Source organism: Paenibacillus sp. FSL M8-0142 (assembly GCF_038597315.1).
Classification (GTDB): domain Bacteria; phylum Bacillota; class Bacilli; order Paenibacillales; family Paenibacillaceae; genus Paenibacillus_AQ; species Paenibacillus_AQ lactis.
In genome coordinates, this window is the sequence record NZ_CP152008.1 from 2408943 (window position 1) to 2424419 (window position 15477).

The 15477-nt window shown below is 53.5% G+C and carries 11 protein-coding genes; 10 read left to right on the forward strand and 1 reads right to left on the reverse strand.

Going from position 1 to position 15477, the window contains the following annotated elements; genetic code table 11:
• The first annotated feature begins 93 nt into the window (after positions 1–93).
• From dapG to NSQ46_RS11490, 6 genes are all read left to right on the forward strand, one after another.
• Positions 94–1308, forward strand: coding sequence for an aspartate kinase (dapG, locus tag NSQ46_RS11465; protein WP_342576773.1), 1215 nt, complete (start codon positions 94–96; stop codon positions 1306–1308).
• 160 nt (positions 1309–1468) lie between these two features.
• Entirely contained in the window at positions 1469–2350 is an 882-nt protein-coding gene (gene dapA, locus NSQ46_RS11470; protein ID WP_210095128.1) for a 4-hydroxy-tetrahydrodipicolinate synthase, read from the forward strand.
• A 231-nt stretch (positions 2351–2581) separates the two neighbouring features.
• Positions 2582–4261, forward strand: coding sequence for a ribonuclease J (locus NSQ46_RS11475; RefSeq protein WP_007128697.1), 1680 nt, complete (start codon positions 2582–2584; stop codon positions 4259–4261).
• A 392-nt stretch (positions 4262–4653) separates the two neighbouring features.
• Positions 4654–5427 carry an ATP-dependent Clp protease proteolytic subunit gene (locus NSQ46_RS11480; RefSeq protein ID WP_007128696.1) on the forward strand — a complete coding sequence of 258 codons (774 nt, stop codon included), beginning with the start codon at positions 4654–4656 and terminating at the stop codon, positions 5425–5427.
• On the forward strand, positions 5424–5681 hold the full coding sequence (locus tag NSQ46_RS11485; RefSeq protein WP_342576774.1) for a YlzJ-like family protein: 258 nt from the start codon (positions 5424–5426) through the stop codon (positions 5679–5681). Before NSQ46_RS11480 ends, NSQ46_RS11485 begins: the two co-directional genes overlap by 4 nt.
• Positions 5682–5742: 61 nt before the next feature.
• Positions 5743–8382, forward strand: coding sequence for a DNA translocase FtsK 4TM domain-containing protein (locus NSQ46_RS11490; protein WP_342576775.1), 2640 nt, complete (start codon positions 5743–5745; stop codon positions 8380–8382).
• Between the two features lie 186 nt (positions 8383–8568).
• Here the strand turns inward: NSQ46_RS11490 and NSQ46_RS11495 are convergent, their stop codons facing one another.
• Positions 8569–9426, reverse strand: coding sequence for an AraC family transcriptional regulator (locus tag NSQ46_RS11495; protein ID WP_342576776.1), 858 nt, complete (start codon positions 9424–9426; stop codon positions 8569–8571).
• Between the two features lie 194 nt (positions 9427–9620).
• Here NSQ46_RS11495 and uxaC point away from each other — a divergent pair, with 194 nt between their 5' ends.
• From uxaC to NSQ46_RS11515, 4 genes are all read left to right on the forward strand, one after another.
• Positions 9621–11048, forward strand: a complete 1428-nt coding sequence (gene uxaC / locus NSQ46_RS11500) for a glucuronate isomerase (protein ID WP_210095135.1) — start codon at positions 9621–9623, stop codon at positions 11046–11048.
• A gap of 2 nt (positions 11049–11050) precedes the next feature.
• Positions 11051–12568: a tagaturonate reductase gene (locus tag NSQ46_RS11505; RefSeq protein WP_342576777.1), complete on the forward strand. Its 1518-nt coding sequence runs from the start codon at positions 11051–11053 to the stop codon at positions 12566–12568.
• Positions 12565–14088: an altronate dehydratase family protein gene (locus NSQ46_RS11510; protein ID WP_342576778.1), complete on the forward strand. Its 1524-nt coding sequence runs from the start codon at positions 12565–12567 to the stop codon at positions 14086–14088. The genes NSQ46_RS11505 and NSQ46_RS11510 overlap by 4 nt, the downstream gene beginning before the upstream one ends.
• A gap of 181 nt (positions 14089–14269) precedes the next feature.
• On the forward strand, positions 14270–15391 hold the full coding sequence (locus NSQ46_RS11515) for a glycoside hydrolase family 88 protein (RefSeq protein WP_210095123.1): 1122 nt from the start codon (positions 14270–14272) through the stop codon (positions 15389–15391).
• The last annotated feature ends 86 nt before the right edge of the window (positions 15392–15477 follow it).

Sequence of the window (15477 nt, forward strand, 5' to 3'; positions counted from 1 at the left end):
CGAACCGAAGCGGCCAGGCTAAATAGCGGGCCGTTTCAGTCGGTCGGCCCCGAGTTTTCACGCTCCCGGGCATAGATAAACGGAGGAATATGCATGCGCATCTTAGTTCAAAAATTCGGAGGCACTTCGTTGTCCACACCGCAAGCGAGAACCCATGTTATCGGACACATCCGGCGCGAGTTGGACAATCAGTATCGATTGGTTGTCGTGGTGTCCGCGATGGGACGACGTGGGGAACCCTACGCAACAGACACCCTGCTTGATTGGATCGAGCATAACGGAAATGCACTACCAAGCAGGGAAAGGGACATGCTGCTGGGCTGTGGAGAAGTGATATCGGCGACAACCCTGTGCAGCCTGCTCCACCATGAGGGCATTACTGCTACGGTTCTGACGGGCGCCCAAGCCGGATTTCTAACCGACAATCATTTCGGCAATGCACGCATCAAGGATGTGAAGCCTGACCGGGTGTTGCAGGAGCTGGAGTTATATCAGGTCGTGATCGTGACGGGCTTTCAGGGGCAGACCGATTCGGGTGATTTAACGACGCTCGGCAGAGGAGGCAGTGACACCTCCGCAACAGCACTGGGTGCGGCGCTTCGCGCTGAAATGGTGGATATCTATACCGATGTCAACGGCATTTTGACGGCAGATCCCCGGATTGTAGAGGATGCCAAGCCGTTAAGCTATGTAAGCTACACGGAGATTTGCAACATGGCCCATCAGGGGGCCAAGGTCATTCATCCGAGAGCGGTGGAGATCGCGATGCAGTCCCAAATTCCGGTTCGCGTCCGTTCGACCTTCTCGGATAGCGAAGGAACGCTTGTGACCCAGCCTGAAGGATTCAGAGATATCCAATCCGGTATTGTAGACCGTTATGTGACCGGCGTTGCTTATGTGAGCAACATTACCCAAATTTCGGTCGAGTGCGATCGGACCGAAGGCTTACAGCTGAAGGTATTCAAATCAATGGCTGAGCATTCGATCAGCGTAGACTTTATTAATGTTACCCCGACGGGGGTTGTTTATACCGTATTCGACAGCGATTCGGAAAAAGCGATCGAGGTGCTGCAGAACCTTGGATTGAAGCCAAGAAGCTTATCCGGGTGCGCGAAGGTATCGGTAATCGGAGGCGGCATTAACGGTGTGCCTGGCATTATGGCGAAAATTGTCGAATCACTTAGCGAGCACGATATTTCGATTTTGCAATCGGCTGACTCCAATACAACGATTTGGGTGCTTGTCAAAAAAGAAGATATGGCTCAGGCGCTGCGCGCGCTGCACAGCAAATTTGAGCTTCATCGATAGATCCGTGTCGTTTTTCCAGGTTTGTGTGACATCATCGTTTATCAATTTATCGGTACGGGATTAAGGTATGGGTAATGCAGATTGCCCTGATTTAGGATATGCTATGTAGAGAATGAAGCAGGTTTTCCCGTATACGGGAAAAAGCTAAGGAGGAATCATTGTGGATTTCGGAAGATTGATTACGGCCATGGTAACCCCGTTCGATCGCAGCGGCGAGATCAATTGGGACGAGACGGCAAGATTAATTGAGCATTTGATTGCGGATCAAAAATCAGACTCCCTCGTGATCGCCGGCACAACCGGCGAGTCTCCCACGCTGAGCGAATCGGAAAAGCTCGAATTGTTCGCATTCGCTGTAAAGCAGGCGGCCGGAAGATGCAAAATTATCGCAGGCACAGGCAGCAACAATACCGCACATTCCGTCGAATTGACGAAGAAAGCGGAAGCTTGCGGGGTCGACGGCATTTTGCTGGTTGCTCCATATTACAATAAACCGAATCAAGAAGGTCTGTATAAGCATTTTGAGGCAATCGCAGCAGCAACCTCGCTGCCTGTCATGCTATATAACGTGCCGGGACGCACGGGAGTCAGCTTGAGCACCGCCACGACGTTGCGGTTGGCGCAATTGCCGAATATCGTTGCCACGAAGGAATGCGCCTCGATCGATCAGGTGACTGCGATCGCTGCAGGCGCACCGGAAGGATTTATCGTCTATTCCGGCGATGACTCTGCAGCGCTGCCGGCTCTGGCGGTAGGCGCTTATGGTATCGTGAGTGTTGCAAGTCATATTGCCGGTGCACGGATGAAGGATATGATCGATGCATATGTTGCCGGGAATGTGCAGGAAGCTGCAAAGCTTCACCAATCGTTATTCCCGCTGTTCAAGGGACTGTTCGAGTGTCCGGACCCGCTTCCAAACCCGTCCGCCGTTAAGTTCGCCCTGAATGAAAGAGGCTATCAGGTAGGGGATGTCCGCCTGCCGCTCGTCTCGCCGAGTGAAAGCGAAGCATCGTTCATCCGTTCGATGCTGGCGTCATTGTAATATACCTGCTTCAAAACCGAGTAAACGTACAGCCGCTGCCTGAACAAGGCAGCGGCTTCTTTCGTTTGAAACCGCACCGTTTCGGGCATCCTATGGGACACGTAGGCGGCTGACTTGTGTTTTCACTTTTTCATCATGTATAATGAATTCAAGTGACTGGGTGCGGTATTTTTTTGAAATTTAAATATAACAATGGTACGACGTCCAAAACTATAGGAGGGTTAGATACATTTGTCTAAGAAAATAAGCAGCGATAAACTATCGATTTTTGCCTTGGGCGGCGTCGGTGAGATCGGGAAAAACATGTATGTCATCCAATATGCCAATGACATCGTAGTCGTGGATGCTGGGCTGAAGTTCCCAGAAGAAGATATGCTTGGAATTGATATCGTTATTCCTGATATTAGCTATTTAACGGAAAATCGCGACAAGGTGAGAGGGATTTTGCTGACTCACGGTCACGAGGATCATATTGGCGGACTCCCGTACGTGTTGAAGCACTTGAATGTTCCGGTGTACGGAACGAAATTGACGCTCGGATTGGTGGAGAATAAGCTCAGGGAAGCGAATCTGCTGGGCGAAACGAAACGGATTCTGATTCATGCCGATTCAGAAGTCAAGCTCGGAAACACCATGAAAGCGACCTTCTTCAAGACCAACCACAGTATCCCGGATTCGGTCGGCATCTGCATCGAGACGCCTGAAGGCAATGTGGTGCATACAGGGGACTTTAAATTCGACCATACGCCGGTCAATGACCAATATGCGGATTTGCAGCGGATGGCTGAAATCGGAAGCAAGGGCGTTCTCGCCCTTCTGTCCGACAGCACCAATGCGGAAAGACCCGGCTTTACGCCATCGGAGAAAAATGTGGGCATCGTTCTTGAAGATATTTTCCGCAAGGCCGAGCAGCGCGTGGTGGTGGCTACATTCGCATCGAATGTGCACCGGATCCAGCAAGTGGTGAATGCTGCCGAATCTACCGGCCGCAAGGTTACGGTAATCGGAAGAAGCATGGTGAACGTCGTCTCGATCGCAGCCGAGCTTGGATATCTTCATATCCCGGACGGCATGCTGATCGAGCCGGAAGAGGTTAACAAGATGGCAGCCGACCGCGTGGTCGTATTGTGTACAGGCAGTCAGGGAGAGCCGATGTCTGCGCTTACGCGCATGGCGCGCTCGACCCACCGCAAGGTGGATATTTTGCCTGGCGATACGGTTATCATTGCGGCAACTCCGGTTCCTGGCAATGAGAAGTACGTCGGCCGCACGATCGACGAGCTGTTCCGACTCGGTGCCGATGTGATTTACAGCGGTTCCAATTCCGGTGTGCACGTTTCGGGACACGGAAGCCAGGAAGAGCTGAAGCTGATGCTGAACCTGATGAAACCGCAATTTTTCATCCCTGTTCACGGGGAATACCGGATGCAGCGCCGTCACGCTCTGCTTGCAGAGTCCGTCGGCGTCGACCCGGACAACATCTTCATTACCGATATCGGGGAGATCGTAGAGATTCAAGGCGGTGCCGCCCGCAAGGCCGGCAAGGTAACCGCAGGCAACGTTCTGATTGACGGGCTCGGTGTAGGCGACGTAGGCAACATCGTGCTGCGTGACCGGAAGCTGTTGTCCCAAGACGGCATCCTCGTCGTTGTCGTTACCTTGAGCAAGCAGAACGGCTCCATCGTATCCGGTCCGGATATCATTTCTCGCGGATTCGTTTATGTCCGTGAATCTGAAGGTCTCCTGGATGAGGCCAACCGTATCGTTTCCAGCACGCTTCAGAAGCTGATGAGTGAGAACGTAAACGAGTGGGCGTCACTGAAAACAAGCGTCAAGGACGCTCTCGGACGCTTCTTGTACGAGCAGACGCGCCGCAGACCGATGATCCTGCCGATCATCATGGAAGTGTAATTGTCGTTATAGCATAACGACCTCAAAAATAATCAGGCACACAGTCGCCTCTCTTTCGCAGGTAATAATTGGACGGTTTCCGCGAAAGAGGGGCTTTTTATGTTGTCTTACAAACCGCAGGGATTCCATCGACCTACAAGCGAAAATCCAGTTCGTGGCGGATTGGCCATCGATCATGTTATCGGAGGGTTTGCCGGGAGAAGGTACTGTCGAGGACGCCTGCTGGCGTCGGAATCGGCCGCGTCATGCACAAGGATAGCTTGAAAAAAATATGAAGGCGTGCACGCCGATCCCTGCGGCAAGCATAAAACTATGCCGCCGCTTGCCATACTAAGGGTCAGCTATGGATATAGCTAAAGCCCAAGAATAAGTGGAAAGGCAGGGATGGCGTTATGCAAAATGAGCTAGAGTTTACCGGCAGAAAGGGAGCCGGCATTACCGGGGAAACCGAAGCGCCGGCGGCTCCGGCCGAAGAGGGCAAGAAGAGTGCCGTAACGGAAGCGATCACCCAGCTTGGCCAAACCGGAGTGCCGGTCGGCAATGAATCCAATGTATTCTGCATGACCATAATCGGCCAAATCGAGGGGCATTTCGTGCTGCCTCCGCAAAATAAAACAACGAAATACGAGCATATGATCCCGCAGCTCGTGGCAGCCGAGCAGAATCCGAAGATTGAAGGACTTCTCATTATTCTTAATACGGTAGGCGGAGACGTAGAGGCCGGCCTGGCCATCGCCGAGATGATCGCATCGCTGACAAAACCGACCGTCACGGTGGTTATCGGAGGCGGGCACAGCATCGGAGTGCCGATAGCCGTTGCAGCCGATCATTCGTTCATCGCGGAAAGCGCGACAATGACGATCCATCCGATTCGGATGAGCGGCCTTGTGATCGGTGTACCGCAAACGTTCGAGTATATGGAGAAGATGCAGGAGCGAGTCGTCCGGTTTGTCACGAGTCACTCCCGGATCACAGAGGAGCAGTTTAAGGATCTCATGTTCAAGACAGGCGAGCTAAACCGGGACATCGGTACGGCGGTATCGGGCTCCGATGCGGTCGAATACGGGCTGATGGATGAAGTCGGAGGGATCGGTCAAGCACTGCACCGGCTGAATCACATGATTGCCGAGCGTAAAGCAGTCAGCCCGGGGGGGATCACGCAATGAGCTGGTACAGCATTATTCCACTTGAGCGGAGCCTGGCTCCAGGTGCGGACGTTATAGAGCCGGGCAGTCGCTTCAGAGAGGTCCGTATCGGAGGCGTCCTGATGGAAGTCGAACCGATGGGAGAGGAGCAGGCCCGGATCGTCCGTCTCCTGGATTGCGGGCTCGAGCATTACTTGAATTCCAGCTATGCTCCGGGCAGTATCGTTCGCTATATTCCGACGATCGCAGCCGATGAAAATGAGGCTAAAGGCTGAAAACAGAACATAGGTACGCCACCGAATTTATGCTATAATATGGTTTCGGGGGTGAGACTTTTTGGCGAAGCGCAGAAAAAAGAAGAAGGCTGCCTTTGCAGCCGTACTGAAGTATGAAATCTACGGGATCGTGCTCATGACTCTCTCGGTGATTGCGTTATCCGGAGAGGCGCCGGTCGGACGTTCCCTGGCCAAGATGTCGGGATATTTGCTTGGCAAATATTATTTCATCATCCCCCTGATCGGTATCTATTACGGATTAATGGTGATGATTCACCGTAAATGGCCGCGTCGTTGGAACAGCAGACGAACCGGCGTTCTTCTTCTGGTCTTAGCGCTCACATTGATGAGCAGCATCGCAGGCTTGGGATCCAAGCTGGCTCCCATCGGGCAGTTGACTGCTTCGAATGTGATGAGCCAGATACATAGCGATTTGCAAGGAGAGCTTCTGCATGGGGAGGTTCGCAGCGATCAACACCCCGTTATGGGCAGAGATATCAGCGGAGGATATGTCGGAGCCTTACAGTTTGCGCTGTTGATCATGCTGTTTGGCAGCCTTGGCGCAAGACTTATTGTCATCGTCATGCTGTTTATCAGCTTTATGCTGATTACGAACTTGTCTTATGTGGATTTGATGCGAATGTTCCGCGTAAGAGTCGTCAAGGCGGGAGAACGGCTGCAGAAGAAGATGAACAGTCGGCAGACGAAGGCCAAAGCCGCTGCCAGAACAGCCGCGAAGGAAGAGCGGACGCCGCTGCCGGACGATTTTGATGATGATTTGGACGATATGGAGGAGCTGCGGCTGCCGCGTCGTAAAGCCCCGCAGTTTTTCCAGCTGTTTGGCGGCAAGGGTCAGAAAACGGCTCAGGCAGCGCCCGATTTCAACGATGATCATGATGATGACCAAGCACCGGTATTTACGGCCGGGAACGGAGTTCATGATCAAGACGAGAAGGTTCTGTACCGGAATGACGATGAACCGCATTTGTCACCGGAAGCAGCCGAACATTCAGGCGCTCCTTCCTCGCCGATTATCCGTGATTTCTTCGAGCAGGTGAAGCAGGAAGGCAGCCTGCACGAGGAGGCTGATGATTTGGACGGGCCAATCGGCGAACAGGGAATGGACGTATCGCTGCAGCATTCGGAAGCTGCGGTCGATGACGGCCAAGCCGTAGCAGAGGGAGACGGCGCAGCAGCAGGCGCAAACAGCTTGGATGGTGCCGGGAATGGAGCCGAAGAATCCATCCCTGCCGCGCCTCCCGCACCACCGCCTAAGCCTTATAAGCTGCCTCCTTTCCGTTTGCTGTCCAAGCCGAAGAATGGTGGAAAAGGCGGGGATCAGAGCGATTACATGCAGACGGCCCGCAAGCTGGAAGCTACGCTGGAAAGCTTCGGCGTCCGTGCCAAGGTGCTGGAGGTCGTAAGAGGGCCTTCGGTGACCCGCTATGAAATCCAGCCGGATATCGGCGTAAAGGTCAGCCGAATCGTCAACCTGACGGATGACATCGCCCTTGCGCTGGCTGCCAAGGATATTCGGATGGAGGCACCGATTCCGGGCAAATCCGCCATCGGCATCGAAGTCCCGAATAATGAGGTATCCATTGTAACCATGCGTGAGGTTATGGAGACACCGATCTTCCAGGAGGCCGAATCGAAGCTGTCGATCGCCTTTGGCCGGGATATTTCGGGCCAGACGATCGTCGGCAACCTGGCACGGATGCCCCATTTGCTCGTCGCAGGTGCGACAGGGTCGGGTAAATCGGTCTGTATCAACGGGATCATTACGAGCATTCTGTATAAAGCCAAGCCGGATGAAGTCAAGTTCCTGATGGTCGATCCGAAGATGGTCGAGCTCAATGTTTATAACGGGATTCCGCATTTGATGGCACCGGTCGTGACCGATCCGAAGCGGGCGTCGCTCGCCTTGAAGAAAATTGTGGTCGAAATGGAGAAGCGCTACGATCTCTTCTCCAAGTCAGGCACCCGCAATATCGAAGGTTATAACAATCTAATGAATGATAATCCGGCGGCGGTTTTGCCATATATCGTCGTTATCGTGGACGAGCTCGCAGACTTGATGATGGTAGCGGCTAACGACGTGGAGGATGCTATTACCCGTCTCGCGCAGATGGCCCGTGCCGCGGGCATCCATCTGATCATAGCCACGCAGCGGCCGTCGGTCGATGTCATTACGGGCGTTATCAAAGCGAATATCCCTTCACGGATCGCCTTTGGCGTTTCCTCTCAGGTCGACTCACGGACCATACTCGATATGGCCGGTGCGGAGAAGCTCCTTGGCCGTGGCGACATGCTGTTTATGCCAATGGGGTCATCCAAACCGATTCGCGTACAGGGAGCTTTTATGAGCGACCAGGAGGTTGAGAATATCGTCTCCTTCGTGCGCGATCAGGGGCAGGCGGAATACGACGAATCGCTTGTTCCGGAGATTGAGGAGTCCGCGCAATCCGAGGATGAGGAGCTCGATGAGCTGTACGATCAGGCGGTCACCATCGTCCTTGAAGCGAAGCAGGCCTCCGTTTCCTTGCTGCAGCGGAGAATGCGCGTCGGCTATACCCGAGCGGCGCGGCTCATCGATTCCATGGAAGCCCGCGGGGTTATAGGTCCCTATGAGGGCAGCAAGCCACGCGAAGTGCTGATGTCGATGGAGCAGTATCAGCAGCAGCAAAACCGAATAAGCTGATGAAGTTTAAGCCAATCAGGTCCGGAAAGGGCGTTTCTTATGGATGAAGAAACGCCCTTTCCGGTTTTTTATATATATGGGATGAACGAAAAAAGCGGGTGATAAGCAAGTCGGGGATGGTTTATGAGTTAGCTCCTGATATCATCGCCGTCAACTGTGGCAAGGATGAGCTGTCGTCATGAGTGTTTATACTTGGCTATTCAACTTCCGGTATCGGCTTGCGGTCATGCTGGTCATTTTTTTGAATGTGCGGTCAAAATGGGTCAGGCTTTCAAATCCGACGGTCTCCGCAATATCGACGATCCGCAGGTCGGTGCTGACCAGCAGCCGCTGGGCCTCCCGGATCCGCGTCAGCTGAATATAATTGACGATCGTAAAGCCGGTGATTTCCTTGAATATGCGGCTGAGGTAGAACGGACTGATGTAAAAGGTATCGGAGAGCTGCTTGAGCGTGATTTTGAGCGGATAATGGCTGTTGATAAACTGGACGACATCCGTAATTTTCTGATGCAGCGGGTTCAAGGACGGTGACGCAGGCTTTATGGCGGAAGCGGACAAGCGGTTCGCCTTGATCAGCAGTTCTGTCAGCAGCAGGCGGAGCATATGCTCGAAGGCTGAAGGCCGGTTCAAGATTTCGGCAGCCATGCTGTCGAGAATTTGCATGACGCTGCTCTGCTCGGAAGGACTCAGCCGCAGTACGGGCTGGTCCAGCTCGAACATCGTCAGCAAGCCGGCGGGCAGGAACGGATGACCGCTGCCCAGGAAGGAGTCGCTGAAATTAATGACAATGCGCTCATGCTCGGGATCGCCTTGGCCGGATGTTTTATGAACATCGAATTTGTTGATCAGGATCAGATCTCCGGCTTGGATCGAATATAGCTTTTCTTTAATGAAATAACTGCGTTCACCGGAGATCAGATAATAGATCTCGTACGTTCCGTGATAATGGTTATTCCGCTCGAAGGGCCGCGTCCGATGAATGCGATGATAGTAAAATTCCTCTTCTTCGTTGCCAAAAGAGACCATGTGATGATCGACTGGCATATCGCTGTGCCCTCCTTTTGATTATCCGGTCAGTTTTTGGGTTTCATCATCTTAATTCTAATTCTATCAGGCGGGCCGGGAATAAAAAAGCAAGATATGTTGATTTTTAAACGAAGTAAGCAATAAACGTGAAGAAATACAACCGATGATGCCGTATGATTAGAAGTAATCTAAAGAGATGGCAGGTGAACCCATTGAAGGCATTTATGGATGAGCATTTTTTGTTGAACAGCGAGACAGCCCAGAACTTATACCATAATTATGCGAAGAACATGCCGATCATCGACTACCACTGTCACTTAAATCCGCAAATGATTTACGACAACCACAGGTTCGGCAATTTGACCGAGGCATGGATCAACGGAGACCACTACAAATGGCGGGCCATGCGGGCCAATGGCATAGATGAGGCCCATATCACCGGAGGAGAAGGCGTTCAGGACTATGACCGATTCCTTGCCTGGTCGAAAACGGTTCCCAAAACCCTCGGCAATCCGTTATTCCATTGGTCCCATCTGGAGCTGCGGCGGTTGTTCGGGATTCAGGAGATCATCAATGAGCAAAATGCGCCGCGTATATGGGAAGCGGCCAATGCGCGTTTAATGGAGGATGATTTCACGACACGGGGGCTCATCGCTTCAAGTGGGGTGAAAGTGGTGTGCACGACGGATGATCCGGCGGATTCCCTGGAATACCATATCAAGCTAGCGCAAGAAGGGGAAAGCCGGTTTCAGATGCTGCCTTCCTTCCGGCCGGACAAGGCGCTTGAAATCAACCGTCCGACCTTCACGGGCTGGGTGAAGCAGCTGTCGGAGCGGTGCGGGAAGGACATTGGAAGCTACACCGAATTTTTGGAGGCGTTGTCGGATCGGGTACAATTTTTCCATTCGGTTGGGGGACGGGTTTCGGATCATGCCCTCGACTTTGTGCCGTACCGCGAAGCAACGGAGCGTCAAGTCGCAGACATCTTTTTGAAAGCGCTTGAAGGGCGTCCGGTTTCCCGTGAAGAAGAAGAGCAGTTCAAGACCGCAACACTGCTTGAGCTGGGTCGGATGTACGCAAAGCTGGGATGGGCGATGCAATTTCATATTAACGCTCATCGGAACAATAACACCCGGATGTTCCGGCAGCTTGGTCCGGATACCGGTTATGATTCGATACACGACGGCTTGATTGCCGAGCCGCTGGTCCGTTTATTGGACCGCCTGGATCAAGAACAAGCGCTTCCGAGAACGATTCTGTATTCATTGAACCCTAGAGACAACGACATTCTTGCTGCGCTCATCGGAAGCTTCCAGGGAGATGGAATTGCGGGGAAAATCCAGTTCGGATCGGCCTGGTGGTTCAACGATACGAAAGACGGCATGATGGATCAGATGAGCAAGCTCGGAAATATGGGGCTGCTCAGCCGCTTTGTCGGCATGCTGACCGATTCCAGAAGCTTTCTGTCCTATACGCGTCATGAATACTTCCGGCGGGTGCTGTGCGATCTCATCGGAGACTGGGTCACGAAAGGGGAAGCCCCGGCAGATCTGCCATGGCTGGGCGGAATTGTCCAGGATATTTGCTATTACAATGCAGAAGCCTACTTCCGATTCGGACAGTCGAGAGAAGGAGCATGACGATGGATACGATGCGTGAAGATACGCTTCCGCTGCTTAACCGCCATACGCTGCAGCAGGGGGAGGCAGGGAAGCTAAAGCCGGAGACGGATGCCCGCAGTTATCCCGTAAGAGCATTGCAGATTGGAGAAGGCAATTTTTTGAGAGGGTTTATCGATTGGATGCTGTTTGAGTGCAACCGTCAGGGATTGTTCCGGGGCAGCGTGGCCGTCAGCCAGCCGAGGCCGGGTGGTAAATATAAGCTGGACCAGCTACGCGATCAGGACGGAATTTATGGGCTGCTGATCAAAGGAATTCAAAACGGACATGAAATCGAAGAACGGCAGCTGATTTCCATATTTTCAAGATTTATCGATCCTTATTCGGAGTGGGAGACATTCCTGTCGATGGCTGAAAACCCAGAGCTTGATCTCATTGTGTCCAATACGACCGAGGCCGGAATTTGTTATGAGGAGATCCCTTGGACTCCTTCCGAGCCGCCGGCCACTTATCCCGGGAAGCTGACTATGCTTCTGAATCGACGGTTCGAGCATTTCCGGGGAGATCCCGGCAAAGGCCTGATGATCATGCCGTGCGAGCTGCTGGAGCGGAACGGAGACGCCTTGAAGGCGATTGTGCTCCGGCATGCGGACGATTGGGGACTGTCTGACGCATTCAGGAAATGGTTAGACGAATGCAATATGTTTCTGAATTCACTGGTCGATCGAATCGTGACCGGATATCCCGACAATGCGCCGGAATATTTTCGCGAATGGGGCTTTGAGGACCGACTGCTGAATACAGCAGAGCCTTATTACTTCTGGGCGATTGAAGGGGATCCTTCTCTGGACGGGAGGCTGCCGCTGAAAGCAGCTGGACTGCAGGTGGAATGGGTTCCGGATCTGTCTCCCTATCAGATCCGCAAGGTGCGGATTCTGAACGGGACCCATACATTAATGGCGCTGATCGGCCTGCTACACGGTGTAAGCGAGGTCAGGGAGGCAGCTGAGCACCCGATGTGGGGAGCGCGGATTCGAGAAGCCATGCTGAACGAAATCGTCCCGTTGGTCCCGCTGCCTCCAGAATCCGCAAAGCTGTACGCCGATGCGGTTTGGGAGCGGTTCCTTAACCCTTTTATCCGGCATAAGCTGGGCGACATCGCCATGAACAGCGTTTCCAAATTCAGAGTGCGGCTGCTCCCCGGCCTGAAGGGCTATGCGGATCAGTACGGCAAGCTCCCTGACGTAATCACACTGGCGCTGTCGTCGCTAATCAGGCTCTATCAGCCGCATCAGATCGATAATCAGTGGCACGGGACCCGTCTGGATGGCGAACCGGTGCTGCTCCGGGACGATCCGGACGCATTAGCGTTTCTCCATGACGTGTGGCAGAAGGAGCTCCGCGGGGAATGGAGCCGGCTCGAGCGGGTGAATGCCATCTTGGGCTCGGAGCTGCTGTGGGGCGAGAAGCTGAACGATATTCCGGGGCTGGTCCAGAGCGTACACCGAAATCTTCAGGAAATGGAGCGTAAGCAATCATGACCGATTTAATCATCCTTCACCCTAAAGATGATGTAGGGGTTGCGCTCCGTCCTTTAACGGCGGGTGCACATGCCGTAGTCACCATCAATGGGAAAGAGCATGCTATCGAGTTAGCCGAGGATGTGCCGAAGGGACATAAAGTGGCGCTTCGGGTCATCGAGAAGGACCGCTCGGTGTTGAAGTACGGCTATTCCATCGGCAAGGCATCGCAGCTTATTTTACCCGGGGCGTGGGTCCATACGCATAATTTAAAGACGGGACTTGCCGGCGAGGTGGAGTACCAATATACGCCTGGCCGTACAAGCGCTCCGCCATTCGTTCCGGCGGGCAATCCGGCACAATCGGGGCCAACGTTCCAGGGCTATTTGCGCAGGAATGGCGAAGCCGGCATCCGCAACGAAATTTGGATCATTAATACCGTCGGCTGCATCAATAAAACCTGCGAGCAGCTCGCCCGGATGGCAGACCAGCAGTTTCGCGGAAGAGGAATTGACGGGGTTTACCATTTCCCGCATCCGTACGGATGTTCCCAGCTCGGGGACGATCTGGCCCATACCCAGCGCCTCCTTGCTTCCTTGGCGCGGCACGGCAATGCCGCAGGCGTGCTGATCGTCGGATTGGGCTGCGAGAACAATCAAATTGACCAGATGCAGGCGTTAATCGGTGAAGACGAGCCGGACAGAGTCCGATACATGCGTGCACAGGACGTAGAAGACGAGCTTGCATCCGGGCTGGCGATGATCGAGGAGCTTGTGAATTATGCCGAGGGCTATCAGCGTTCCGAGCTTCCGTTGTCGCTGCTGAAGATCGGGCTTAAATGCGGCGGTTCCGACGGGCTTTCCGGCATTACCGCCAACCCTCTTGCCGGCCGGATCGCGGATTGGGTAACAGCGGCAGGCGGCACTGCGCTGCTGACGGAGGTGCCCGAAATGTTCGGCGCGGAGACGATCCTGATGGAACGGGCGGAAAATGAGCAGGTATTCCAAGAGATAACGTCGCTCATTAATGATTTCAAGCAGTACTTCATTTCCCATGGCCAGCAAATCTATGAAAATCCTTCCCCTGGTAACAAAGACGGCGGCATAACCACGTTGGAGGAAAAATCACTGGGATGCACGCAGAAGGGGGGAACGGCCATCGTTTCCGCTGTCCTGCCATATGGCGAAAGGTCTAGCCGCCCGGGATTGAACCTGATTCAGGCTCCCGGCAATGATTTGGTGTCCGTTACGGCGCTTGCAGCGGCCGGAGCGCATCTCGTGCTCTTCACGACGGGAAGAGGAACGCCGTTCGGCGGGCCAGTGCCAACGGTAAAGATTTCTACGAATTCGGAGCTCGCCGCCCGTAAGCCCCATTGGATCGATTTCAATGCGGGAACATTGGTGGAAGGAGCCCGTATGGAAGAGCTCGAGGAGGCATTGACCGATCAGATCCTTCAGCTGGCCTCGGGGGTGCGGCGGACACATAACGAAATGGGCGGCTTCCGGGAAATCTCCATCTTCAAGGATGGCGTTATTCTGTAAACCGGTATTCTGATGTTCAGCTCAAGCAGATCATTTAAAGAGCGAGTTCAAAAGTCCGGTTTTTCAACACTGAAGCTTATGCTTCGGCCCGGCTGAATTCAAGATTCGATGCCGGGTTACTTTGATTCGCTTCGTGATCAAAGATGACTTTTTGAACAACCTCTAAAGGGAGGAAGTAGAGATGTCCAATCAAACGCAGCACAAAGCGCCCGCAGACATTACACCACTCCGGCTTGGCATCGAGGCCTGCCGTTCCATCATGGAGACATTTTCCCCTGAGGAGCTCCCGCCTGCCGGGAGATGGCATTACCATCAGGGCGTGTTTCTGACGGGAATGTTCCAGCTCTGGAGGAGATGCGGAGAAGCGCGATATTTGGAATATATAAAAGGTTATGTCGATCATCTCGTCGATACAAACGGGAATGTACTGCTGGACCGCGGCGAGCTGGATTCCGTTCAGGCCGGCCTGCTGCTGCTGGAGCTGGACGCGATCAAGCCAGAGCGCAAATACAAGGCAGCGGCGGATAAGCTGCTTCGCCTGCAGTCTGCCTTGAACCGGACGACCGAGGGAGGATATTGGCATAAGGACCGGTATCCTTACCAGATGTGGCTTGACGGGCTGTACATGGGCGGCGTGTTTACGATGAAATACGGACAGCAATACGGGCAGCCGCATTTGTATGATGAAGTGCTGTATCAGGAGCAGCTGATGCGAAAAAATACGCGGAATGAAGCGAGCGGCTTGTATTACCATGCATGGGATGAGAGCAGGCATATGCCGTGGGCCGATCCGGCCACAGGCCAATCGCCCGAATATTGGGGGCGGTCCGTGGGATGGTATGCGCTATCGCTTGTCGAATTTCTTGATATGCTCCCTGAGGATCATGCGGGAAGGGCAACGCTTATACCGGTGCTGCGCGACTTATGCAAGGCTCTCGTTGGCTGCCAGGACCCGGCGAGCGGACTATGGTATCAGGTGCTGGATAAAGGAGGGGAGCCGGATAATTGGCTGGAAACGTCATGCTCAAGCCTCTTTGTGTATACACTGGCAAAGGGCGTGCGGCTGGGCCATCTGGATTCTTCGTGCCTGGAGCATGCTCGGCGCGGGTACCAGGGACTGGTCGATGCGGTATACTACAATGAACGGGGTCAGCTGATCATGCCCGATATTTGTATCGGGACAGGCGTCGGCGATTACAGGCATTACGTGCAGAGGGACCGCTGCGAAAATGACCTTCACGGGGTAGGCGCTCTTGTCATGGCATGCGTCGAGCTGGATCAAAGCGAATCGCTTCATGGATGAAGCAATGGTCATGATTTGCGTATATGGTGTTAATTTGCGTTAAAAATGGGTGCTCGTAATGATCATTTGATCACGCGGGCACCCTT

Coding starts and splice junctions, on each gene's coding strand:
- NSQ46_RS11505 (WP_342576777.1), top strand. CDS start 11,051: ATGGATACGATGCGTGAAGATACGCTTCCGCTGCTTAACCGCCATACG.
- NSQ46_RS11485 (WP_342576774.1), top strand. CDS start 5,424: ATGAGCTGGTACAGCATTATTCCACTTGAGCGGAGCCTGGCTCCAGGT.
- dapG (WP_342576773.1), top strand. CDS start 94: ATGCGCATCTTAGTTCAAAAATTCGGAGGCACTTCGTTGTCCACACCG.
- NSQ46_RS11495 (WP_342576776.1), bottom strand. CDS start 9,426: ATGCCAGTCGATCATCACATGGTCTCTTTTGGCAACGAAGAAGAGGAA.
- NSQ46_RS11510 (WP_342576778.1), top strand. CDS start 12,565: ATGACCGATTTAATCATCCTTCACCCTAAAGATGATGTAGGGGTTGCG.
- NSQ46_RS11480 (WP_007128696.1), top strand. CDS start 4,654: ATGCAAAATGAGCTAGAGTTTACCGGCAGAAAGGGAGCCGGCATTACC.
- NSQ46_RS11515 (WP_210095123.1), top strand. CDS start 14,270: ATGTCCAATCAAACGCAGCACAAAGCGCCCGCAGACATTACACCACTC.